At 64.0% G+C, this 24,566-nt stretch carries 17 protein-coding genes; 7 read left to right on the top strand and 10 right to left on the bottom strand.

Annotated elements, in window-relative coordinates:
• Window positions 1–88: 88 nt before the first annotated feature.
• The gene (locus PZL22_RS00315) at window positions 89–880 is read right to left on the bottom strand and encodes a DeoR family transcriptional regulator (protein WP_127620834.1); all 792 of its coding nucleotides are present in this window, start codon (window positions 878–880) and stop codon (window positions 89–91) included.
• 241 nt (window positions 881–1,121) lie between these two features.
• On the opposite strand from PZL22_RS00315, the gene PZL22_RS00310 reads away from it, so the two are divergent.
• Window positions 1,122–6,569, top strand: a complete 5,448-nt coding sequence (locus PZL22_RS00310) for an alpha-2-macroglobulin family protein (protein WP_284718503.1) — start codon at window positions 1,122–1,124, stop codon at window positions 6,567–6,569.
• Window positions 6,570–6,577: 8 nt separating this feature from the next.
• Window positions 6,578–8,719, top strand: a complete 2,142-nt coding sequence (pbpC, locus tag PZL22_RS00305) for a penicillin-binding protein 1C (protein WP_015008317.1) — start codon at window positions 6,578–6,580, stop codon at window positions 8,717–8,719.
• Window positions 8,720–8,759: 40 nt separating this feature from the next.
• Here pbpC and PZL22_RS00300 read toward each other — a convergent pair whose 3' ends face one another.
• Window positions 8,760–9,065 (bottom strand): DUF982 domain-containing protein, encoded by a 306-nt coding sequence (locus tag PZL22_RS00300; RefSeq protein WP_015008318.1) that lies wholly within the window; start codon window positions 9,063–9,065, stop codon window positions 8,760–8,762.
• A 371-nt stretch (window positions 9,066–9,436) separates the two neighbouring features.
• Between PZL22_RS00300 and PZL22_RS00295 the strand changes: the two genes are divergently transcribed.
• Window positions 9,437–9,916: an Hsp20 family protein gene (locus PZL22_RS00295; RefSeq protein ID WP_003534040.1), complete on the top strand. Its 480-nt coding sequence runs from the start codon at window positions 9,437–9,439 to the stop codon at window positions 9,914–9,916.
• 189 nt (window positions 9,917–10,105) lie between these two features.
• On the opposite strand, the gene guaD is transcribed toward PZL22_RS00295, so the two are convergent.
• Together guaD and PZL22_RS00285 are read right to left on the bottom strand one after the other, a co-directional pair.
• Window positions 10,106–11,449: a guanine deaminase gene (gene guaD / locus PZL22_RS00290; RefSeq protein ID WP_284718379.1), complete on the bottom strand. Its 1,344-nt coding sequence runs from the start codon at window positions 11,447–11,449 to the stop codon at window positions 10,106–10,108.
• A complete protein-coding gene (locus PZL22_RS00285) occupies window positions 11,446–12,684 on the bottom strand; it encodes a urate hydroxylase PuuD (protein WP_003534044.1) in 1,239 nt (412 codons plus the stop codon). Before PZL22_RS00285 ends, guaD begins: the two co-directional genes overlap by 4 nt.
• Window positions 12,685–12,833: 149 nt before the next feature.
• Between PZL22_RS00285 and PZL22_RS00280 the strand changes: the two genes are divergently transcribed.
• A complete protein-coding gene (locus PZL22_RS00280; RefSeq protein ID WP_003534046.1) occupies window positions 12,834–13,781 on the top strand; it encodes a LysR family transcriptional regulator in 948 nt (315 codons plus the stop codon).
• 11 nt (window positions 13,782–13,792) lie between these two features.
• Here PZL22_RS00280 and PZL22_RS00275 read toward each other — a convergent pair whose 3' ends face one another.
• On the bottom strand, window positions 13,793–14,773 hold the full coding sequence (locus PZL22_RS00275; RefSeq protein ID WP_003534047.1) for a quinone oxidoreductase family protein: 981 nt from the start codon (window positions 14,771–14,773) through the stop codon (window positions 13,793–13,795).
• A 100-nt stretch (window positions 14,774–14,873) separates the two neighbouring features.
• Here PZL22_RS00275 and PZL22_RS00270 point away from each other — a divergent pair, with 100 nt between their 5' ends.
• Window positions 14,874–15,266: a winged helix-turn-helix transcriptional regulator gene (locus PZL22_RS00270; RefSeq protein ID WP_003534049.1), complete on the top strand. Its 393-nt coding sequence runs from the start codon at window positions 14,874–14,876 to the stop codon at window positions 15,264–15,266.
• Here the strand turns inward: PZL22_RS00270 and xdhC are convergent.
• Genes xdhC through uraH form a run of 4 tightly spaced genes read right to left on the bottom strand, consistent with a single transcriptional unit; the run spans window position 15,256 to window position 20,354 of the window.
• Window positions 15,256–16,113 (bottom strand): xanthine dehydrogenase accessory protein XdhC, encoded by an 858-nt coding sequence (gene xdhC / locus PZL22_RS00265; RefSeq protein ID WP_003534050.1) that lies wholly within the window; start codon window positions 16,111–16,113, stop codon window positions 15,256–15,258. The genes PZL22_RS00270 and xdhC overlap by 11 nt on opposite strands.
• Before the next feature lie 35 nt (window positions 16,114–16,148).
• Window positions 16,149–18,482, bottom strand: coding sequence for a xanthine dehydrogenase molybdopterin binding subunit (xdhB, locus tag PZL22_RS00260; protein ID WP_003534052.1), 2,334 nt, complete (start codon window positions 18,480–18,482; stop codon window positions 16,149–16,151).
• Window positions 18,483–18,495: 13 nt separating this feature from the next.
• The gene (gene xdhA, locus PZL22_RS00255; protein WP_003534054.1) at window positions 18,496–19,977 is read right to left on the bottom strand and encodes a xanthine dehydrogenase small subunit; all 1,482 of its coding nucleotides are present in this window, start codon (window positions 19,975–19,977) and stop codon (window positions 18,496–18,498) included.
• 5 nt (window positions 19,978–19,982) lie between these two features.
• Window positions 19,983–20,354: a hydroxyisourate hydrolase gene (gene uraH / locus PZL22_RS00250; RefSeq protein ID WP_003534056.1), complete on the bottom strand. Its 372-nt coding sequence runs from the start codon at window positions 20,352–20,354 to the stop codon at window positions 19,983–19,985.
• Window positions 20,355–20,521: 167 nt separating this feature from the next.
• Between uraH and puuE the strand changes: the two genes are divergently transcribed.
• Entirely contained in the window at window positions 20,522–21,937 is a 1,416-nt protein-coding gene (gene puuE, locus PZL22_RS00245; protein ID WP_003534057.1) for an allantoinase PuuE, read from the top strand.
• Between the two features lie 9 nt (window positions 21,938–21,946).
• Window positions 21,947–22,969, top strand: a complete 1,023-nt coding sequence (gene alc / locus PZL22_RS00240; RefSeq protein ID WP_284718378.1) for an allantoicase — start codon at window positions 21,947–21,949, stop codon at window positions 22,967–22,969.
• 280 nt (window positions 22,970–23,249) lie between these two features.
• On the opposite strand, the gene PZL22_RS00235 is transcribed toward alc, so the two are convergent.
• Complete coding sequence (locus PZL22_RS00235) at window positions 23,250–24,542, bottom strand: NCS2 family permease (protein WP_127516679.1); 1,293 nt, start codon at window positions 24,540–24,542, stop codon at window positions 23,250–23,252.
• Window positions 24,543–24,566: the final 24 nt, after the last annotated feature.

Here is a 24,566-nt window from a genome sequence, read left to right as displayed (position 1 = left end):
CTCCCCTCTTCCCGGACCACCGGCGGCGCGCTTCAAAGAGCGAACAACAGAATGTTAGTTTTCTAACACGATGTTTGTTAAACTTTCATCATTTTCGCCGCCTGTCAAGGCGGGGTTGTCCGCTCTCATACATTCCCGGCACAGGCATCAAATCGGCGGCCAACGCGGTTTCGCCGTGTTCTGTGATAAGCGACCGGAAAGCACTGGGCGGAGCGAAGAAAGCCGCCTTCAGCTTGCCGAGCTTGCTGCTGTCGGCGACGAGGTAATTCTCGCGCGCCAGCGAAATTACCTTCTGCTTGACCGGCACCTCGTGGAAATGGACGCAGGTCGCTCCCCTAGCCGGGTCTATTCCGGCCGCCGAAAGAAAGGCGACATTGATGCCGAGCTGGTCGAGCGTCTCGATTCCGGGCGCGCCGGAAAAGGAAGCCGACGACGGGTGATAGACGCCGCCCAGCATTACCATGCGGAGATTTGTTTTCCGCGTCAGCCTTTCGGCCGTGTTCAGGGAATAACATATCGCCGTGATTGCGTAATCGTCCGGTATCAGCTCGACCAGGTATTCCAGCGTCGTACCACAATCGATGAAAATCGTCTCATCGGGGCGAATGTGCCGGGCGGCATGAATGCAAGCCTGACGCTTGGCGCCGGCGTGACTGTCGGCCGCGCGGGCAAGCTCGTAGGGCGCATCGCCCTCGATCTCAGCGGCCGGCACGATATGCCCGCCCAGATATCCGAACAGTCCAGGGTTGTCGGCGACATCACGGCGGACGGTCATTTCCGATACGCCTAGCAGCGCCGCCGCCTCTTTCAGGTGCACGACCCGCCGCGCCGAAAGCGCGTCGGACAAGGTGGCGATGCGTGTTTCCCTGCGGCTGGCCATGGCTCTTCCAAATTATAAAGAAAGCATTTCGCGCAATGTCAATCTGTGAGAAATATCACAAGATCGCCTCGGCCCGCAAGCGATCCGCTGGGGCAAAGCTGGCCGTGCGAGCTGGCTTGTGGGCTCGTGCTTCAGGGCCGGGTTGTCCCTGAACTCGCCGTTTCCTCGATTGACAACGCCCAGCGAAGGTTGAAAAAGTGATGTACAATCGAAGCGGCCAGCGTCGGGGGGACTCTTGTCTATGCGCGCGTTTCTCGGTCTTTCCACCCTTCTTTTCACACTCGTTTCCCTGGGAATGCCGGTCGCAGCGGCCGAGCCCGAACGCCGGATCGAGATTACCAACGATGCCGACTATTTCGGCTTCGATCTGCGCACCGAGCAGAACGTATCGCTCGACCAATGCCAGAGTGCCTGCATTGCCGACCGCTCCTGCAGGGCCTTCACCTACAATCCAAAGGTGAAGTGGTGCTTCCTCAAGTCCGACTTCAACCAGTTGAATACGTTCCCGGGGGCCATCGCCGGCAAGGTCGCCGAAACCGCCGCCGGCGAAGCCGACATCGGGGCACCGCCGCGCCTCGATTTCGTCTCGGATGATCTCCTGCAGCAGGCGCGCGATGTGAAGGCGAATCTCGTTCTGGCCGACGACCAGCAGGGGTTCGGGGTCAACGGCCTCATCGAGACGGCGCGCAGCGAGTTGACGGCCGGCAACTTCGTCGCCTCCCTCAAGGCCTTCCGCGGCGCGCTTGCAATAACGCCGGAAGACGGTGCGCTGTGGCTGGAGACGGCTGAGGCCGCCAACCGGTTTGACGGCGGCACGGATATGGCGAGCGAAGCCGCCCTTGCCGCGCTCAACGGCTATCAACTGACGCGGACCGCGCAAAGTCGCGCGCATGCGCTGGCCATTCTCGCCCAGGCACTCGACAAGCTGCAGAACTACCGCACCGCGCTTCAGTCCTACAAAGCGAGCCTCGAGCTCGTGCAGGCAAAGACGGTCGAGACGGCTTATCTCGATCTCAAGGCACGGCAAGGCTTTCGGGTCACCGGCCACACGGTCGATGCAGACAGCGCCAGCCCCCGCGCCTGCGTGCAATTCTCCGAGCCGCTTCTGACGAACGGCCCAGATTATTCCTCCTTCGTGACGCTCGATGGCGCCGCGCCGAAGGCGGTGGAAGCCAAGGGCAGCGAAATCTGCGTCGAAGGCCTGGCGCATGGCCAGCGTTACAAACTCGCGCTGAGGCAGGGGCTGCCCTCCTCCGTCGAGGAAGTCATCGAGGCGCCCGTCAGCCTCGACGTCTACGTGAAGGACCGCGCGCCGATGGTCCGCTTCACCGGCGACAGCTTCGTTCTGCCCTCGACTGCACGTCGCGGCATTCCGATCGTCTCGGTCAACACGGAAAGTGCCAAGCTCAAGCTCTACCGTATCGGCGACCGCAACATCTCTTCGCTGCTCACGAGCTCCCAGTTCCTGACCCAGATCGACGGCTACAGCGAGGAGCGCATCAAGGACGAGAGCGGCGAGCTGGTCTGGCAGGGCAGCATCGAAATCGAGACCGAGCTGAACAAGGAAGTGGTGACGAGCTTTCCGGTCGATGAGGCTCTGCCGCAGCGCAAGCCCGGCGTCTACGTGCTGACGGCGAGCTCGGGAACCGGGCTTACACAGGATTGGAACGCGCGCGCCACGCAATGGTTCGTCGTGTCCGACATCGGCATGTCGACCTTTGCAGGCTCGGAAGGGCTTACCGTCTTCGCGCGTTCGCTTGCGAGCGCCAAGCCTTTTGCAAAGGTCGAATTGCAACTGGTCGCGAAGAACAATGAGGTGCTCGGGACGGCGACGACCGATGCGGAAGGACGCGCAACCTTTTCCGCCGGGCTGATCCGCGGCACGGCCAGCATGACGCCGGCGGCGATCACTGCCCGAAAGGGTAGCGACGACTACGTGTTCCTCGACATGACGCGTGCCGGCTTCGACCTTTCCGACCGCGGCGTCACCGGCCGCGCCGCACCGGGTGCGATCGACGTCTTCGCCTGGACGGAACGCGGCATCTATCGCGCGGGCGAAACCGTTCATGCCGCAGCGCTCACCCGCGACGTCAACGGTGCCGCGATCGAAAAGTTGCCGCTGACCTTCGTTTTCCTGCGCCCGGACGGCGTCGAGGACCGCCGCCTCGTCAGCGACGGCGGCAAGCTCGGCGGGCATACGCTCGATCTGCCGGTCCCTGAAAATGCGATGCGCGGCACCTGGACGATGCAGATCTTCACCGATCCGAAGGGCTCTGCGATTGCCGAGAAGCAGTTCCTCGTCGACGATTTCGTGCCGGACCGCACCGAGTTCGACCTGACGAGCGAAGCAAAGGCGATCGAGATCGGCACCCCGGTCGAAGTCGCCGTCGACGGACGCTATCTCTACGGCGCACCGGCCGCGGGTCTGACGCTGGAAGGCGAGATTGCCGTCAGGCCGACACGCCGGAGCGAAGCGTTCAATGGCTATTTCTTCGGCCTCGCCGACGAAGAGGCAAGCGAGGACACGCGCCTGCCGCTGGAAGGCCTGGAGCCGCTCGATGAAAACGGCAAGTCGGTTTTCCATGTCGATCTGGCCGAAGTCCCCGGAACGACGCAGCTGCTCTACGCCAATGTGACGGTTCGCATGCGCGAGGCCGGCGGCCGCGCGGTCGAGCGCACATTGACCCTTCCGGTGAAACCCGAGGGACCGATGATCGGCATCAAGCCGGAGTTCTCCGGCGACCTCGCCGAAAACTCGGTCGGGAAATTCCACGTCATCGCCGTCGACGCGGACGGCACCAGAACCGCGATGCCGGGTCTCCCCTGGAAGCTGATCAGCGTCGAACGGAACTATCAGTGGTATCGCGACGGCACCGCCTGGAAATACGAGCCGGTCATCTCCACCAAACAGGTCGCGAGCGGCTCGGCCGACGTGACGGAGGATGGCGCCGAAATTTCGGTCCCGGTCGGCTGGGGCCGTTATCGGCTGGAGATCGAGGCGGGGGCCCTTGACGGGCCGGCTTCGAGCGTTGAGTTCGATTCAGGCTGGTATGTCGAGGCCACCTCCACGGAGACCCCGGACGGGCTGGAGATCGCTCTCGACAAGGAGAACTACGCGGTCGGGGAGACGGCGAAGCTCAAGGTCTCGCCGCGCTTTGCCGGCGAACTGCTGGTGACTGTCGGCACGGAAACCCTTGTCACGACAAAGACCGCAACCATTGCCGAAACGGGCGGCGAGGTGGAACTGCCGGTGACGGCCGACTGGGGTACCGGCGCCTATGTCACCGCGACGCTTTACCGCCCGGGCGAAGCCCAGGAGAGCCGCATGCCCATGCGGGCGATCGGCATCAAGTGGCTCGCCGTCGATCCGGCGGACCGAAAGCTCGCAGTCAGCCTGGACGCGCCCGAGAAAACCGAGCCGCGCCGGCCGCTCGATATCGGCCTTCAGGTACGGGGCGCCGGCGCCAATGAAGACGCCTATGTCACGGTTGCCGCAGTCGACGTCGGCATCCTCAACCTGACGCGCTACGAAGCTCCGGACCCCGACGGATGGTATTTCGGTCAGAGGCGGCTCGGCCTCGAGATGCGCGATCTCTACGGCCGATTGATCGACGGCTCGCTCGGCGCGACCGGCCGGCTGCGCACGGGCGGCGACGGCGGACAAATGCCGCTCCAGGGCAGCCCCCCAACCGAAAAGCTCGTCGCCTTCTTCTCGGGCGCCATCAAGCTCGACGCCGAAGGCATGGCGAACATGCGCTTCGACATTCCGCAATTCAACGGAACGGCGCGGATCATGGCGGTCGCCTGGACGAAATCCGGCGTCGGCCACGCGGTCAAGGACGTGGTCATCCGCGATCCGGTCGTCGTGACCGCAAGCCTCCCGAAGTTCCTGGCGCCGGGAGACCGGGCCGAATTGCGGCTCGATGTCGCCAACACCGACGGGCCGGCGGGCGATTATCAGCTGCAGGTCACGACCAACGGCCCGGTCACCGTCGAACAGACAGCGGCCGAGATGGTGAACCTCGACGCCGGCGGCAAATCCGCTCTGACTCTGCCGCTCGCCGGCCAGTATCCGGGAGACGGTCTCGTCACCGTCAGGCTCTCGAACGCCGCGGGCCTGTCGCTGGAGCAGACGCTGAACATTCCTGTCCGCCCGGCTGCCCTTCCGGTCACACAGCGTCATGTCGTCAATGTCGCCGCCGGCAGCAGCCTCACGGTGGACGAGCAATTGCTTGCCGACAGCCTGCTGCAGGGCGCTTCGGTCAGCCTCAACGTGACGCGTTCGGCCGCCTTCGACATCCCGGCGCTTCTGATGACGCTCGACCGCTATCCCTACGGCTGCGCCGAGCAGACGACGAGCCGCGCCTTGCCCTTGCTCTATCTCAGCGAGCTTGCCAAGCAAGCCGGGCTTGGCGACGACGAAGGTGTGAAGAAGCGCGTGCAGGAGGCGATCTACCGGGTCCTTGCATATCAATCCTCCGCCGGCAGTTTCGGCCTTTGGAGCCCCGGCTCCGGCGATCTCTGGCTCGATGCATACGTCACCGATTTCCTTACCCGCGCGCGGGAACAGAAATTCGACGTGCCGGAACAATCGATGGTGCAGGCACTCGAGAACCTGCAGAACGCGCTGAGCTACGAGACCAACGTCAAGGACCGCGGCAACGAGATCGCCTATGCGCTCTATGTCCTTGCGCGCAACCGCAAGGCCGCTATCAGCGATCTGCGCTATTATGCGGACGCGATGCTCGGCGATTTCCCGACCCCGCTCGCCAAGGCCCATATCGCCGCGGCGCTCGCGCTCTATGGCGATGCCCGGCGCTCGCAGGATATCTTCGCGGCCGCGGCCAACATGTCGACCGGGCTCGTCAATGTCAGCCTCGCCCGCTCCGACTACGGCTCTTCGCTTCGCGACGGCGCGGCCGTGCTGGCGCTGGCAGCCGAGAGCCGGCCCGTGCCGCCGATCATTCCCGAGCTATCCAGGGTCGTTGCCCGGGAGTGGCAGCAGGCTAGATACACGAGCACCCAGGAACAGACCTGGATGCTCCTTGCCGCACGCGCGATCCAGGGGGGCGACGAGGACATGAGGATCGAGGTCAACGGAGCAGCGCGCACGGGCAGTTACGCCGCCCACATGACCGGCGACGCGCTGATCGAGCATTCGGTCGTTATCCGCAACGAAGGCACCGACGCGGTCTCCGCCGTGGTCACGACGGTGGCGGCGCCGGCGCAGCCGCTCTCGGCCGGCGGCGAAGGCTTCGCCATCGAGCGGAGCTATTACACGCTCGACGGAACGGCGGCCAATGTCAGCGAGGCCCGGCAGAACGAGCGCTATGTCGTGGTGCTGAAGGTGACCGAGACCAACGACTGGCCGTCCCGGGTGCTCATCACCGATCTCCTGCCCGCCGGTTTCGAGATCGACAATCCAAGTCTCGTCGACAGCGCCCAGCTCTCGAATTTCGAATGGATCGGCGAAGTCGAGGCTGCCCATACAGAATTCCGCAGCGACCGCTTCGTGGCCGCCTTCGACCGTTCGACGGGCGACAACCGCGAGATCACGCTCGCCTATGTCGTGCGCGCGGTGACGCCCGGCACCTACGACCATCCGGCCGCGAACGTCGAGGACATGTACCGGCCGCAATTCTCGGCGCGCACGGCGACGGGCCGCATGGAGGTGCAGGCAGCCCAGTAGGACGCAGGATGATGTTCTCTCGGCGAAAGTCGTACCGCAACGGCATTGTGCCGGCCCCACGCCTCCCATCCGGACGCGGCCGGGCGATCGTCGCGTTATCCCTCGCCCTAATCCTGTCCGCACTCGCAGTCTTCACCCTCGAATGGGCCGACAGGACCTTTCCGCCGCCCCTCTCCGAGGCCGATACGGTCTCGGCCGAAGTTCTCGACAGAGACGGCCACCTCCTGCGCGCCTTCGCGGCCAAGGATGGACTGTGGCGGCTGAAGACGACCGCGCAGGACGTCGACCCGCGCTTCATCGAGATGCTGATCGCCTATGAAGACCAGCGCTTTCGCGAACATCACGGGGTCGACCCGTTGGCGCTCGCTCGTGCCGCGCTGCAATTCGTCACCAACGGCCGTATCGTCTCCGGCGCATCGACGCTTTCCATGCAGGTGGCGAGGCTTATCGAGCCGCGCGAGCGGCGGACGCTGGGGGCGAAGCTCCTGCAGGTGGCGCGCGCTATCCAAATCGAACGGCGCCTCGGCAAGGACGAGATTCTCGATCTCTATCTGACCCATGCGCCCTATGGCGGCAATCTCGAGGGCGTGCGCGCGGCAAGCCTCGCCTGGTTCGGCAAGGAGCCGCGCCGCCTCTCGGCGGGAGAGGCAGCACTGCTCGTCGCGCTGCCGCAACTTCCGGAAAAGCGCCGGCCCGACCGCAATCTTGCCGCCGCCGAAGCGGCCCGCAAACGCGTGCTCGCCCGCGCGGCGGTCGCCAGGGTCATTGGCGAAGGCGAAGCGGAGCGGGCGGCGATGACCGCCACACCGACGCGGCGCCTGCAGCTTCCCGCCCATGCTGCCCATCTCGCCGAGGCGGCGCGGCGCAAGGATCCGGCGGGGCGCCGGCATCCGACGACGCTTAGCCGCAATATCCAACGCGGCCTCGAAGGCGTCGCACGTGAAGGTGCTGCAAGGCTCGGTCCCAAAGTGTCGGTCGCCATGGTCATGGCCGATATCAGGACCGGCGAGATCGTCGGCGAGGTTGGCTCGGCCGACTATTTCGACGCAAGCCGCTCGGGCTGGATCGACATGTCGCGCATCACCCGCTCCCCCGGATCGACGCTGAAACCCTTCATCTACGGTCTTGCCTTCGAGGAGGGTCTCGTCAGCCAGGAGACGATCATCGAAGACCGGCCGGCGGACTTCTTCGGCTATCGGCCGCGCAATTTCGACATGAATTATCAGGGCGACGTCACGGTACGCCAGGCGCTGCAACTGTCCCTGAACGTGCCGGCGATCCGCCTGCTCGATGCCGTCGGTCCGTCGCGCCTGATGGTGCGCTTCCGGCGCGCCGACGTCAGGCCGAAATTGCCGCCGCACGAGGCGCCGGGGCTTGCGATCGGCCTCGGCGGCGTCGGCATCACGCTTCGCGAGCTCGTGCAGCTCTATGCGGGCCTTGCGAACCAGGGCTGGCCAGTGCGCCTCGGCGACGGCATCGAAGGCGTCCCCGGTCCCACCGACGGCGAGCCGCTGCTGTCGACGGTCGCCGCCTGGCATGTCGCCGACATACTCTCGGACGTGCTGCCACCGGCGGGAAGCCGCCGGCACGGCATCGCCTACAAGACCGGCACCAGCTACGGCTATCGCGACGCCTGGTCCGTAGGCTTCGACGGCCGCTATGTGCTCGGTGTCTGGGTGGGCAGGCCCGACAATGGCGCGGTGCCCGGCTTGACCGGTTACGGTGCGGCGGCGCCGATTCTGTTCGAAGGATTCGCCAAGTCGGGGATCGCCATCACACCCCTGCCCGGCCCGCCCGCGGGCGCCGTCCGGCTTGTCCAGGCCGATCTGCCGATCAGCCAGCGACGCTTCTCCGTCACCGCGAACGGGCTGCTTTCGGCCTCGGTCCGTGAAGCGGCGCCGCAGATCGTGTTCCCGCCGGAAGGCGCCCGCGTCGAGCTTGGCGCGCAACGGAATGACGGGATCACGCCCTTGACGCTGAAGCTCCAGGGCGGCCGGGCGCCCTTCCGCTGGCTTGCCAATGGCCGTCCGCTGCCCGACGTGACCCGACGGCGCGTCAGTCAATGGCAGCCGGATGGCGGCGGCTACTCGACGCTCACGGTCATCGATGCGCTGGGGCGTGCCGCCAGCGTTCGCGTCTTCGTCCAGTGAAACGATATGGACGCTCCAACCGACCGCCGGTCCGCCCCCTTCACGCCGTTTGCGCAGCCTTGACGGTATCGCCTTGCGGCTCGTGGGCCGGCGGCGCCATAACGAGCGGCATGCCCGCTTCAAGGCAAGCGGCGATGAAGGCTTCCCGCGCCACTGCCGCCGGCGTCATCCGGTTCAACGCCCGCCGACAGGTCCGCACCGCCCGTTCGTAGCGCTCGCCCTTCCTGAGCGGCCACTCGTTTTCCAGGAAGTCGAGGGCCTCGTAAACGGAGGCAAAAGTGTGCGTCAGACCGTTGGAAAGGCGCACGGTGAGAGGGATCGTCCAGGGGATCTCATTGAGAAGCATTTTTCCTCCTTTCTATGCCGTCAACGAATTGCACGCCCGCTGCACTCCCACGGGTCGAACAGTCCATGCAGCGCTGCGGGGCCATATTGATCTCTGCGCGTCTCGAAAACGTATCGCGCTGAACAGATATTGGAGCGGAAAAGGTAAATTCAAGAACCCCGATCAGCGGCTTGGGCCCTCGTTCGATCGGCCGGTTTTCGCGGTCGCCGGGGGGGCCGGGAAACGGACGAAAATCGATGTTCGGGGGCCTTGAAACCCGGCTTAGAGTGACTAAATCGAGTGCGAGAGCCGCCTGTAAGGGGCTCGCAGTCGAGGAGCTCCGTTCTCTTCGGCGCTCCTCATCGTCCATGTTGCTCAAGGAGGATATGGCTATGAGAACAAGCTTCGATTTCTCGCCGCTGTCGCGCTCCAGCGTTGGCTTCGAACATCTGTTCGACCTCTTGGATTCCGCAAGTCGCCTGGCGCCCAACGACAACTGGCCGCCCTACGACATCGTGCGGGTCGGCGAGAACCAGTACCGGATTGCAATGTCGGTAGCGGGCTTCGCCCCGGACGAGATCACCATCACGCACGAGCAGCAGATGTTGACCGTCACCGGTGCGAAAGCCGGAGAAGACGACACCGAATATCTCTACCGCGGTATTGCCGCACGCAACTTCGAGCGTCGCTTCCAGCTCGCCGACTTCGTAACGGTCACCGGCGCCAACCTCGCCAACGGCCTGCTCAAAATCGATCTCGTCCGTGAGATTCCCGAGCAGATGAAGCCGCGTCGGATTGAGATACATCAGGCAGAAGCATTGTCGGCCGGCGAAGCCTCGAAACAGATCGAAGGCGAAAAGCACGCAGCGTAGCCGCGGCTGGGCAGTGCACCCGAATGCAAATGCCCCTCATCCGCTTGCCGGCACCTTCTCCCCGCATGCGGGGAGAAGGGACTCGCGGCTTCAGCCCGTTCCCTCTCCCCGTTTACGGGAGAGGGCTAGGGTGAGGGGCAAAAAATAGCGGAAATTCAAGATATTATTTACTCGCTTTGAATACCTTAGCTATACCGTCGCCAGTGCCCTGACAGCCTCGGCCTTCGTCTCCCGCCGCCCGCTCTTCATCGGCCTGCCCGCAACATATACCTCGGCCACCGAGCGGTCGTCGCCCATGGTCTGCAGAATGAAAAGCTCTTCGGCAAGCGTCGAGGCAACCTGCATCCTCAGCTCCATGGCCGGCTTGGCGCGGCTGTCGAGGACGACGATGTCCGCATCCGCGCCGCCGTGCAGCGAGCCGATCCGGTGTTCCAGATCGAGCGCGCGCGCGTTGCCGAGCGTCAACATGTAGAAGGAGTTGAGCGGAGAGAGCCGCTGGCCCTGTAGGTGCAGAACCTTGTAGGCCTCATCCATCGTTTCCAGCATCGAGAAGCTCGTGCCACCGCCGACATCGGTCGCAACCGCGTGACGCGCGCCGAGCCTGTCGAAACGGTCGCGATCGAAGAGGCCGCTGCCGAGGAAGAGGTTCGAGGTCGGGCAGAAGACGCCGACCGCCCCGGTTTCTGCGAAGACCGATATTTCGCGGTCGCTCAGATGGATGCAGTGGCCGAGCAGAGTCTTGCGGCCGAGAAGCTCGTAGCGCGCATAAATGTCGGTATAGTCCTTCGCTTCCGGATAGAGCGACGTGGCGAAAGCGATTTCGTCGCGGTTTTCGGACAGGTGGGTCTGAACGTAGCAATCCGGATGCTCGGCAGCGAGCACGCGGCTCACCTCCATCTGCTCCGGCGTCGAGGTGATCGCAAAACGCGGACTGATCGCATAATGCGCGCGGCCGCGGCCATGCCACCTGGCGATGAGCGCCTTTGTCTCGTCATAGCCCTTCTCGGGCGTGTCCCGCAACGCGTCGGGCGCGTTGCGGTCCATCATCACCTTGCCGCCGATCATCAGCATGTTGCGCTCTTCGGCTGCCGTGAAGAAGGCGTCGACGCTTTCCGGATGCACCGAGCAATAGGCGGCCGCCGTCGTCGTGCCGTTGGACAGGAGTTCGTCCATGAAGCGGCCGGCAATGAAGGCCGCGTGCTCGGGCGCCTTGAACTTCTGCTCCTCGACGAAGATGTAGGTGTTCAGCCATTCGAGGAGCTGCGCACCGTAGGAGGCGATCGCCTGCGTCTGCGGGAAATGCAGGTGCGTATCGATGAAACCGGGCATTACCAGGTGCGGCCGATGATCGGCGATCTCTACGCTGGGGCCCGCCTGTTTCGCCACGTCGCCGTAAGGACCGACGCCGGCGATCTTGCCTTTGCTCACGAAAACGGCGCCGTCCTCGAAGAAACGATAGGAGCCGGCATCGTCGACGCTCTCGGGCTCCTTGACGAAAGTCAGCACGCGGCCGCGGATCAAGAGATCGCTCATTCGACTTTTCCTTCCTTTACAGTCGTCTCGTACCAGCTGGCGATAAGCTGGCGTTCCTCGTCGGTGATGCCCGTGACATTGGCGGGCGGCATGGCATGCGAGCGCCCCGCCTGCAGGTAGATTTCGCGGGCATGCGCGACGATGTCGCCGTCGGCTTCGAGAACGACGCCCTTCGGCGGCACGATTATGCCTTCCCATCCCGGCTCGCGCGCATGGCACATGGAACAGCGGCCGAGCACGGTGTCGCGCACTTTGGAAAAATCCGGCGACGCGACGACGGCCTCGACGGCCGTCGAAGCCCTGGCCTCTCCGCCTTCGGAGAGGACCTTGGGCACGGTGGAGAGCCACATGATGGTGATGAACAGAAGCACCGTCGCGAGCCAGGTCCAGGTCGGGCTGCCCTTGTTGGCGTGGCGGGTGTTGAACCAATGGCGGATCGTGACGCCCATGAGGAAGACCAGCGAGGCGATGATCCAGTTATACTGCGTCCCGAAGGCGAGCGGATAATGGTTCGACAGCATCAGGAACAGCACGGGCAGCGTCAGATAGTTGTTGTGCGTCGAACGCTGCTTCGCCTGCCTTCCGAGCGCAGGATCGGGCGTGCGGCCTGCGATCAGGTCGGCAACGACCTTCTTCTGGTTCGGGATGATGATGAAGAACACATTGGCCGACATGATCGTGGCGGTGAACGCGCCGAGATGCAGATAGGCGGCACGCCCCGTGAAGAGCTGGGTGTAGCCCCAGGCGACGGTGACGAGGATGAAATAGAGCAGCACCATCAGCCGCGTATTGTCGTTGCCGAACGGCGAACGGCAGATCATGTCATAGGCAAGCCAGCCGAAGCCAAGCGAAGCCAGCGAGATGGCGATTGCCATCGGCTTCGAAACGTCGAGCACGTTCGGATCGATGAGGTAGAGGTCCGCGCCGGCATAATAGACGAGCGCAAGCATGCCGAAACCCGAGAGCCAGGTGACGTAGGACTCCCACTTGAACCAGATCAGGTGCTCCGGCATGTTTTCCGGCGCAACCAGATATTTCTGGATGTGGTAGAAGCCGCCGCCATGCACCTGCCACTCTTCGCCATAGGCGCCGACCGGCATTCCCGGACGCTGCTTCAGCCCCAGGTCGAGTGCGACGAAGTAAAAGGATGAGCCGATCCAGGCGATGCCGGTGACGACATGCAGCCATCTGACCGCAAATGTCAGCCAATCCCAGGCGATGGCATACTCGTACATTGAGTTCTCCCCATTTCTCTCGCGTTCATTATGTGTCATTGCTTGGGGAGGCGGGAACGGCGCCATCGCACCAACTCTTTCAAAAAAAACTATAAAATCGAAGGGAGGCCGGAGCGCTACGTTCGCGCCGGAAGAGCAGAGGCGGAAGCATGTCCTATCTCGATAATGTGCGTGTGTTCGTGCGCGTCGTGGAACTTGGAACGCTGTCGGCAGCGGGCCGCGATCAGCGCGTCACGCCGGCAGTTGCCAGCAACAGAATCAAGGAGTTGGAGCGGCATATGGGCGTGCGCCTGTTCAACCGCACCACCCGAAAACTGACGCCGACCGAGCACGGACGGGTCTTCTACGAAGGCGCGGTAAAGATCCTCGAGGCGGTGAACGAGGCGGAGAGCGCGATTGCCGATCTTTCAAGAAATCCGAAGGGAGCGCTGAAGATCACCGCCCCGCTCGGCATCGGCCGGCGACTGATCGCGCCCGGCATACCGGAGTTCCACGACCGCTATCCGGATATCGAGGTGCGGTTGCGCCTCTCCGATCATAATGTCGACATCCTTGCCGAGGGCGTCGACATCGCGTTCAAGCTCGGCATACTCGAGGATTCGAACCTGCGCATGCGCGGCATCATGAACTGCGACCGCGTGCTCTGTGGGTCGCCGCGCTATTTCGAAAGGCGCGGCATCCCATCGTCGCCGGACGACCTCCTCAGCCATAGCCATGACTGTCTTCTGCTGCGCTATCCCGGGTCGAAGGAATATTACTGGACCTTGCAGACGCCGGATGGCGTCCGCAAGTTCGAGGTCGGCGGCCCCTATGATTCGGATGATGGCGACGTGCTCACCCAGTGGGCGCTCGACGGACGCGGCATCGTCAACAAGCCGCTCTTCGAGGTGAAACAGCATATCGATGAGGGCTTGCTCGTCCCGGTGCTCGTGGAGACGCCGCCGCTCGGTGCACAGCTCGCGGCGATCTACCCTCACAAGCGCTTCCAGGATCCGAAGGTGCGGTTGATGATCGACTTCATGGCCGAGCGCTGTCAGCGGCTGATCGGCAAGATGCTGGCGGAGCCTGCCGAAGTGCAGGAGCGTTCCAGCGCTTGAGCGAAGCGCCCTCAGGGCACAAGCACGACCTTACCGATCGTTCGGCGGCTCTCGATCGCCCGGTGTGCGTCCGCGGCCCGATCAAGCGAAAAGCGACTGTCGATCGCGACCGTCAAGGCGCCCGCTTGCGCCCGGGTGAAAAGCTCGGTGAGGTCCGCCTTCAATCCGGCGAGGTTCAAGAGCGGCAGTAAGGCGAAGCCGCGCAGGGATTGGTTCAGTGCGAACATCGATTCTACTTGCCGGCCGCTCAACGCAAACCTGCCGAGGGCACCGAAAACCAGCTCTCCCGCCGGTACCAGCAGATCGATCGCAGCGTGGGTAAATTCGCCGCCGACGAAATCGTAAAGAATGTCGACCCCGCCACCGTTCAAAGCGCCCCTGAGCGTTGCCGTCCAATCAGGCGCCGCATAGTTGATGCCGAGGTGAGCACCGAGTGAACAGGCGGAGTCGAGCTTTTTCTGCGAACTTGCAACGGCAACAATCGTCCGCGCGCCGCCGTCCCTTGCCAATTGCACGAGCAGTGAACCCACACCGCCTGCCGCAGCGCTGATCAGCAGCGTTTTGTTCTGCAGCGAGCTTTGCCGGACGAGATAAAGAGCCGTGAGGCCCTGCACCATCATGGCAACAGCGGCTTCAAAGGAAAGTCCGTCCGGGATCGGTACCAGCATCGCGGCATCGACCGATACATATTCGGCATATCCGCCGGTACCCCGCCCATGAGCGAACATCGGGACCGCGACACGACTGCCGATGAGATCCTGGGAAAGATCCTCCCCGACCGCTACGACGACGCCGGCGACCTCCACACCTGGGATCATCGGCAGTTCCGGCGTGACCGCGTAGCGATCCTGCCGCATCAGAACCTCGAAATAGTTGACTCCAACGGCGCCCACGCGGACGAGCGCCTCGCACCTTCCCGGACTCGGTGTAGCGACATCGACGCTTTGGAGCACGTCTGGCGACCCGAAGCGGCGGAACTCAATGGCCTTCATAAGAACTTGCCTCGAAACTGTTGGTTTGCGCGGCTATTTAGGGCTAGTCTTCAGACCGCATCTACACACTCTTTCGTTCCATACTGACCGATGGGTAACCATGGCTGAGATCATAAAGAAATTGCCGGTGCTGCCCTCCGAGCGCGCACTCAAAGTGATCTCCGGACGCTGGAAAGCCATCATCCTCTACCATCTGTTCGATAGGCCGAAGCGGCTGTCCGAGTTGCGAAGGCTGATACCCGCCGTCAGCCAGAAAGTGCTGATCCAGCAGCTCCGCGAAATGGAGGAGCATGGCCTCGTACTCAGGGAGATTTTCCGCGAGATACCGCCGCGCGTCGAATATTCCGCGACGACGCTCGGCCTCAGCCTCGAGCCCGTCCTGCTGGCACTTTGCGAGTGGGGTCAGCGCCACGCCGCCGAACTGAACGAGGTCGAACACGTGACAGACTGCGTGATCCGCCCGCGAAAGGGCGACAACCGGGCTATGCCTTGATCGATCTCCGGCTCTTCGGGGTGGGCGCGCGAGGCTGCAGATGGCAGTTGAGCGCCGCAGTCATTATCTCGGCCGCGGCAAGCGCTGCGATCACCGGCGGCCGCTTGTCCTTCACCGCCGTACCGCCGATCGGGCAGACGAGCCTCTCGAAAAGCTCAGGACGATTGACCTCTCGCAACAGCCAGTTCTTGAAAGTCGCGCGTTTCGTCTTCGAGCCTATCATGCCGACGTAACTGGCGTCTTCGCGCCCGAGCGCCTCAGTCGCGATCAGGAAGTCGAGTGCGTGATCGTGGGTGAGGACGACGAAGGCGCTGCCCGGCGGCGCGTCGCGCACGATGGCTTCGGGCATTGCGGTCAGGCAGGTCTCGATACCCGGCACGTCGGCGGCCGAGAGTTCGGGCTCGCGCGTGTCGACGAGAACGGTCCTGAGCGGCACGTGCGACAGCGCCATTGCGAGCGCGTTGCCGACGTGGCCGGCGCCGAAGATATAGACATGCGGCCGATGCGCGATCTCATCGTCGCTGCGTTCGATAAGTGCCGCACGCGTGTCCGCGTCGACCTTTTTGAAAGAAAGCGCGACGTGACCGCCGCAGCATTGGCCGATCTCCGGGCCGAGGGGGATCGCCAATCGGAGATCCGCGTTCGCCCCTTGACCGAGCTTGCGCGCGTGGTCGATCGCCATGAATTCAAGCTGTCCGCCACCGATCGTGGCGAAGGTGCGATCTTTTGAGACGAGCATCCAGGCATCCGCATCGCGCGGCGTCGAGCCTGCCGCGCTCGCCACCTCGACAAGCACGCAGGCCGTTTCACGGCTCAGGAAATCACGTATGTCCTCTCTGCGCGCCATCTCAGTCATCCACTATCTTCGCCGCGCGATCGTCCCTAGCCGGCCCGGGCGGCGCGCAGGCGCTCGACCGCCATCAGCACGCGCTCCGGCGTTGCCGGGGCATCGATACGCGGCGGAATACGATAATCCGCGACGCTCGCCGCCGCCATGGATATCGCCTCCAGAACCGAAATCCCCAGCATGAAGGGAGGTTCCCCGACCGCCTTCGAGCGCCGGATCGTCTCCTCCCTGTTGATGGACCATTCGGCCAGACGCACGTTGAAGACGCGCGGGCGATCGGACGCGAGCGGGATCTTGTAGGTGGAGGGCGCATGCGTCCGCAACCGGCCCTTGGCATCCCACCAGAGTTCCTCCGTCGTCAGCCAGCCCATGCCCTGGACGAAGGCACCCTCGACCTGACCGAGGTCGAGCGCCGGGTTCAGCGACTTGCCGACATCGTGGATGATATCGGTCCGCTCGACCTGGTATTCGCCGGTCAGCGTGTCGACGCTGACCTCGGAGCACGAGGCGCCGTAGGCGAAGTAATAGAACGGACGCCCCCGCCCCTCGGCGCGGCTCCAGTGGATCTTCGGGGTCTTGTAGAATCCGGCCGCCGAAAGCTGCACGCGCGCGGCATAAGCCGCCTTGATAAGATCGGCAAAGGCGATGCGCTCGGCGCCGATCCGAACCGTGTTGGGCTCGAAGGCGATATCAGCTTCGCCGACGCCGTAGTGCTCGGCCGCGAAGCGCACGAGCCGCTCCTTGATCTGCTGGCAGGCATTGGCGGCTGCCATGCCGTTGAGGTCCGAACCGGACGAAGCGGCCGTCGCCGAGGTGTTCGGCACCTTGCCGGTCGAGGTCGCCGTCACCTTTATATGGTCGAGATCGACCTGGAACTCGTCCGCCACGACCTGCGCCACCTTGGTGTATAGCCCCTGCCCCATCTCCGTGCCGCCGTGGTTCAGCTGGATCGAACCGTCCGTATAGACATGGACCAGGGCGCCGGCCTGGTTGTATTCCGTCTTGGTGAAAGAGATGCCGAATTTCACCGGCGTCAGCGCGATGCCGCGCTTGATGACGGGGCTCTCGCGGTTGAAGGCGATGGCCGCCTGCCGCCGGGCGGCATAGTCGGACGAAGCCTCGAGCTCCTCGATGATCCGGCCGATGATGTTGTCTTCCACCGTCTGGTGGTACGGCGTCAGGTTGCGCCCCTCGCCGCCGTAGAAATTGAGCTTGCGGATTTCCAGCGGGTCCTTGCCGAGCGCATAGGCGACGTCTTCGATCATCCGCTCGCCGCCGACCATGCCCTGCGGTCCGCCGAACCCCCGGAACGCGGTGTTCGAGACCGTGTTGGTCTTCAGCGGGCGCGAGCGCAGCCGAACATTCGGGTAGAAATAGCAGTTGTCGGCGTGGAAGAGCGCGCGGTCGGTCACCGGTCCGGAAAGGTCGGCCGAGAAGCCGCAGCGGGCGGCGAAGACGGCATCCACCGCCTCGATGCGGCCATCGTCGTCGAAGCCGACCTTGTAGTCGACGTGGAAGTCGTGGCGCTTGCCCGTCGCCGTCATGTCGTCGTCGCGGTCGGGGCGCACCTTGATCGCGCGGCGGTATTTCCTCGCCGCCACTGCCGCAACCGCGGCGAAAAGATTTGCCTGCGTCTCCTTGCCGCCGAATCCGCCGCCCATGCGCCGGACGTTGACGGTCACGGCATTCGACGGCACGCCCAGCACATGGGCGACCATGAGCTGGGTCTCGCTCGGATGCTGGGTCGAGGAGAAGACGGTGACTTCATCATCTTCGCCGGGAATGGCGAAGGAGATCTGGCCTTCGAGATAGAAGTGATCCTGGCCCCCGATGCGCATCTCGCCCGAAACGGTGTTTTTCGCCTTGGCAAAGCCGGCATCGATGTCGCCACGCTCGAGCTTCAGGGGATCGATCACCAGCGGATAGTTCGCAGCCGCCGCTTCGAGAACATCCGTCACATGCGGCAGATCGCGATAATCGATCTTTACCTTGGCGGCCGCGCGCCGGGCGGCCTCGCGCGAGGTGGCGATGACCGCGAAGATCGGCTGGCCGTGGAACTCGACCTTGCCGGCCGCGAAGACCGGATCGTCGTGCTTGTGCGCCGGGCTGATATCGTTTTCGCCGGGTATGTCCTCCGCCGTGAGCACTCCCACGACACCCGGACTGTTGCGCACCGCCTCGAAATCCACCGACAGGATTTCGGCATGCGCGCGCTGCGACAGCCCCAGATAGCCGTGAAGCGTACCGGCGGGCTCGGGAATATCGTCTATATACTCGGCGGTTCCGGAAACATGCTTGTGACCGGATTCGTGGCGTTCCTTGTCGTGGACGGCGCCGCGGACGCGATCGACGGGCTGCATCACATTCATGGGTCCACCCTCTCTACAGAGCCACCGCGACCGTGCGGTCGATCCGGATATTGCGCGTTTCCTGCGTTTCCAGATGGAAGCGCCGCAGGAGATTCCTGGCAACGAGCATCCGATATTCAGAAGAGGCGCGCCAGTCGGTGAGCGGCGTGAAATCCCGCTCAAAGGCCGCCACGCCAGCCTCGATGGCAGCGTCGTTCCATTGCGCGCCCTTGAGAGCGGCCTCCACATTCGACGCGCGCTTCGGCGTGCCCGCCATGCCGCCAAAAGCGATAGCGACGTCGGCAACCTTGCCGTCACCGTCGAACTTCACGCGGAACGCGCCGCAGACTGCGGAAATATCTTCATCGAAGCGTTTCGTGATCTTGTAGACCGCGAAGCGCTCGGTCTCGTCCAGGAAGGGAATCCGGACAGTCTCGACGAATTCGCCGGGCTCGCGATCCTGTTTGCCGTATTCGATGAAGAAGGCTTCCAGAGGCAGCGTGCGGCGGCTTGTTCCCTTGCGCAGGGTCACCGAAGCGCCAAGTGCGATCAGCGCCGGCGGCGTGTCGCCGATCGGCGAACCGTTGGCGATATTGCCCCCGACCGTGCCCATGTTGCGCACCTGCTCGCCGCCGATGCGGTCCCAGAGCTCGCGCAATTGCGGGAAGTGCCGGACGATGACCGGATAGGCCTCCGTGTAGCTTACGCCGGCGGCAAGGGTGATACCGTCCGGCGCGATGGAAATCCGCCGCAGTTCTTCCAGATGCGAGAGATGGACGACCGGCGCGATGTCGCGCATGAATTTCGTGACCCAGAGCCCGACATCGGTCGAACCGGCGACGATCGTCGCCTCGGGGTTCGCCTCGAGAACCGCAGCGAAATCGTCCAGCGAGGCCGGAAGCACGACGCGCTGGTCTTCGCCGCCGATCTCGACGCGGCGGCCGTCCCGAAGCGCCTCCAGCTGCCGCGTGATCTCCTCGCGTTCCACAATCAGCGGGTCCTTGCCGAGCTCGCCGACCGATGCAATCGCTTCCGCCGCCCGAATGATCGCCGCATAACCGGTGCAGCGACAGAGATTGCCCTGCAGCGCCTTCTCGATTTCCTGAACGCTCGGCTTCGCATTCGTCATCCAGAGGCCGTAGAGCGACATCACGAAACCGGGTGTGCAGAAGCCGCATTGCGAGGCGTGCGTGTCGACCATCGCCTGCTGCACGGGATGCAGCGGCCCGTTCGGCTGCGCAAGCGCTTCGACCGTCACCACATGGCAGCCGTCAAGCGATGCCACGAAGCGGATGCAGGCGTTGACCGATTCGTATTTGAGCTTGCCGTCGAGAAGCCGGCCGACAAGCACGGTGCAGGCGCCGCAGTCGCCTTCCGCGCAGCCTTCCTTCGTGCCGCGCAGACTCCGGCCGATGCGTAGAAAGTCCAGCAGCGTCTGCACCGGCGAGACATCGGCAAGCTCGACGGACCGGTCATTCAAAAGGAAACGGATCGTATTGCGGATTTCGGTCGTCATTGCCGTCAGCTCCCGCGATAGGTGGAATAGCCGTAGGGCGAAAGCAGGAGCGGCACGTGATAATGCGCGGCCCGGTCGGCGATCCCGAAGCGGATCGGAATCACGTCGAGAAACGGGTTCGCGCCGCGCTCGGCCGCAGTGCCGAGATATTCGCCGGCGTGAAAGCGCAGTTCGTAGGTGCCGGTTTCCATCGTGGAGCCGTTGAGAAGCGGCGCATCGCAGCGCCCGTCATCGTTGGTGCGGGTCGACGAGAGAAGCTCCGTCCGTTCACCTTCAATCCGGTAGAGATCGATGCGCAGATTGCCTGCCGGTTTCCCGCTCGCCGTGTCCAGCACGTGGGTCGTCAGACGCCCGGGCGTTCCGTCTTGAACTTGCATTCTGTCGCTCCTCCGAAAGTCAGCATCGAGGATAGAGTATCCGAAGCGCGGGCGCCCTTGTGTAGCGGGCTCAACCTTCGAGACTTTCAAATTTTTCGGGGGGAATGGCGGGGCGGAATTCTCGCTACGAATTGGGCCACGAGACAATCTCTGGAGGAGCTGCTGCTATGAGGTATCCCCGCGATCTCCTGGGCCATGGTCCGAACCCGCGTGTCGCCTGGCCCGATGGCGCCCGGATCGCCGTGCAATTCGTGATCAATTACGAGGAGGGCGGAGAGAACTGCGTGCTTCACGGTGACGCGGCGTCGGAGGCCTTCCTCTCGGAAATCGTCGGCGCTCAGGCCTGGCCCGCCCAGCGCCACTGGAACATGGAATCAATCTACGAATACGGGGCGCGCGCCGGATTCTGGCGGCTGCACCGGTTGTTCACCGACCGGCAAATACCGGCCACCGTCTACGGCGTCGCCACAGCCCTCAAGCGATCGCCCGCCCAGGTGGCCGCGATGCAGGACGCCGGCTGGGAGATCGCCTCCCACGGCCTCAAATGGATCGAGCACAAGGATTTCGACGCCGAGCGCGAGCGCGCCGAGATCGCCGAGGCGATCCGTCTTCACACGATCGTAACCGGCGAACGGCCGACCGGCTGGTACACCGGCCGCTGCTCCGTGAACACGCTCGACCTCGTGACCGAGGCCGGCGGCTTCGATTACGTCTCCGACGCCTATGCGGACGACCTGCCCTATTGGCATGAACATGCCCGCCGGCACCAGCTCGTCATCCCTTACACCCTCGACGCCAACGACATGCGCTTCGCAACGCCACAGGGCTTCAACAGCGGCGACCAGTTCTTCAGCTATCTGAAGGACAGTTTCGACGTTCTCTATGCCGAGGGAACTGCGGGCGCGCCGAAGATGATGAGCATCGGCCTTCACTGCCGTCTCGTTGGCCGGCCCGGCCGCGCCGCCGCACTGGCGCGCTTCCTCGACTATGTGCAGAGCCACGAGAAGGTCTGGCTCGCCCGCCGCATCGACATTGCCCGTTACTGGGCAGAGACCTATCCGTTCCAGCCGAACGAAGACCGCCCGTCGCGGCTTTCGAAGGATGCCTTCATCGATCGCTTCGGAGGAGTATTCGAGCACTCGGACTGGATCGCCAGACGCGCCTTTGCAGGCGAACTCGGCCCGGCCAACGATACGGCGACGGGACTGCACGCGGCGCTCTGCGCGGTCTTTCGCGAGGCAAGCGAAGAGGAACGGCTTGCCGTCCTCACCGCCCACCCCGATCTTGCCGGCAAGCTCGCCCAGGCGAAGCGCCTGACCGAAAGCTCAACTTCGGAGCAGGCTTCGGCGGGTCTCGACGCGCTGACGGATCAGGAGCGCGAGCGTTTCACGGACCTCAACGATGCCTATGTCGAGAAGTTCGGCTTTCCCTTCATCATGGCCGTCAAGGGGCGCAGCAAGGACGAGATCCTTGCCGCCTTCGAGAACCGTATCGGCAACGATCGGGAGACCGAATTCGTCACCGCGTGCCGGCAGGTGGAGCGGATCGCGCTCCTGCGGCTGCGCGACACGCTACCGGACTGAGGCGGCGCCATGACGCGTGCCGGCGAAATCCTCCCCGGCTTTGCGGGCGGGACCATCAACCTCGCTTCCGCAGGCCTTGGCGCCCGGGCGCTCTTTGCGACGGACGAATTCTTCGGCCCGCTGGAGCGCCTGCTCAAGGACGAACCGGCCGCGTTCCACCCCGGCCTTTACGACGATCACGGCAAATGGATGGACGGCTGGGAAACCCGCCGCCGCCGCGGTGCCGGCCACGACTACGCGGTCATCGCGCTCGCCGCGAAAGGGCGGATTGCCGGCTTCGACGTCGACACGTCGCACTTCACCGGTAATTATCCGAGCGCCTGCTCGATAGAAGCCTGTCATTCGGCGGAAGATCCGGACGAGGCGACCGAGTGGGTCCAACTGCTGCCGGTCACCGGCCTCGGACCGAATGCACATCACTTCTTCGCCGCGCACTCCGACTCGGTCTACAGCCATATCCGGCTGCGCATCTATCCGGATGGAGGTATCGCCCGGCTGCGGGTCTACGGCAATCCCGCACTCGATCTCAAGGCTGTGGCGAACGAGACAATCGATCTTGCGTCCTGCCTGCTCGGCGGTCGGATCGTCGCCTTTTCCAACGGCCATTACGGCCACGAGCGCCTCATTGCGCCAGGCCGGGGCGCGAATATGGGCGACGGCTGGGAAACGCGCCGGCGGCGCGAACCGGGCTACGACTGGATCATCGTCAAGCTTGCCGCACGCGGGCACGTCGATCGGATCCTCGTCGATACCGCGCATTTCAAAGGCAACTATCCGGATGGCTGCTCGCTACAGGCGGCTGATCTCGGGTGCGTGGCCGCCGAGTGCGACATGCTCGTCGCCTCCTCCGCGATGTTCTGGAACGAGCTTCTGCCGCACCGGAAGCTTTCCGCCGACAGCGTCCATGAGTATGGGTCCGATATGTTCAGACATGCCGATCCGGTCACGCATGTGCGCCTGAACATCTACCCGGATGGCGGCGTCAGCCGGCTGCGCATTTACGGCCGGGTCGCTGAGGCGAGCCGCGGGTAGATCTCTTGGCGCCGAACGACTGCCGAAAAGACGGTCTAACTCTTTGATTTACGCGTCCTGCTTTCCGAAAGTAGCTTCCGGTTTTCGGACCGATGCGCTGGCAAATAGGGAAAGGGAGGGCCGCACGGCTCCGCCCCTCATCCGGCCTGCCGGCCACCTTCTCCCCGCAGGCGGGGCGAAGGAGACTCGAGGCCGCCGCCGCTTCTCCCTTCTCCCCATCCAATGGGGAGAAGGTGCCGGCAGGCGGATGAGGGGTATTCGCACGCCCAACCCTGTTCGGTCACTCGGCGAAGAATGCGAAGCGGACGATGAACAGTGCCGCGACGAGCTGGGTCGCCGGGTGGATGACGTTCCACTTGCCGGTGCAGACCTTCAGGACCACGTAGCTTACGAAGCCGAAGGCGAGACCGTTGGCGATCGAATAGGTGAAGGGCATGGCGATAGCGGTTAGCGCCGCGGGTGCCGCCTCCGTCAGGTCGTCCCATTCGATCTCGGTGAGCTCGCGCATCATCAGACCGGCAACGTAAAGCAGTGCCGGCGCGGTCGCATAGGACGGGACAGCGGCGGCAAGCGGCGAGATGAAGAGCGCGGCGAGGAACAGCACCGAGATCGTCAGCGCCGTTAGACCGGTGCGCCCGCCCGCCTGCACGCCCGAGGCGCTTTCGACATAGGCGGTCGTGCTGCTGGTGCCCATCAGCGAGCCGGCGACGATGGCCGAGCTGTCGGCAAGCAATGCACGCCCCAGACGGCTGGCCTTGCCCTCTTCCACCAGTTTCGCGCGCTTGGCGACACCGATCAGCGTGCCGGTCGCGTCGAAGACCTCGACCAGCACGAAGACGAGAATGACGTGGACGAGACCGCCATGCAGGGCGCCCATGATGTCGAGCTGGAGGAAGGTCGGCGCAATGCTCGGAGGCGCAGAGACGATGCCCTGGAATTCCGATACGCCGAGGAACATCGACAGAACCGTTACCACCAGGATGCCGATGAGGATGGATCCGCGGACATTGAGCGCGTCGAGAACGGCGATGACGAAGAAGCCGAGGATCGCGAGCAGCGGTCCGGTCTGCTTGAGATCGCCGAGGCCGACCAGCGTCGCCGGGTTGTCGACGACGATTCCGGCGTTTTTCAGAGCGATGATGCCCAGGAACAGGCCGATACCGGTCGCAATCGCGCTGCGAAGCGAATGCGGTATGCCTGCAATCAGCCAGCTTCGGACCCCCGTGACAGTCAAGAGCAGGAAGATGATGCCGGAGATGAAGACGGCGCCGAGCGCCTGCTGCCAGGTGAAGCCGAGGGCGGCCACGACCGTGAAGGCGAAGAATGCGTTGAGGCCCATGCCCGGCGCCATGCCGATCGGCCAATTGGCGACAAGCGCCATGACGGCAGAGCCGAGAGCGGCCGCAAGACAGGTCGCGACGAAAATCGCGTTGCGGTCCATGCCCGTGGTCGACAGGATGTCGGGGTTGACGAAGATGATGTAGGACATCGTAAGGAACGTCGTGACGCCGGCAATCACTTCCGTGCGGACGGTCGTGCCGTGCTCCTTAAGCTTGAAGAGTCGTTCAAACATTTTTCCTCCCTTGGCAGACGTCAT

The sequence above is a fragment of the Ensifer meliloti genome (assembly GCF_030064585.1).
In the GTDB taxonomy this organism is placed as follows: Bacteria; Pseudomonadota; Alphaproteobacteria; order Rhizobiales; family Rhizobiaceae; genus Sinorhizobium; species Sinorhizobium meliloti.
Note: the sequence above shows the minus strand (reverse complement) of the source record. Positions and strands in the feature narration are given on the sequence as shown.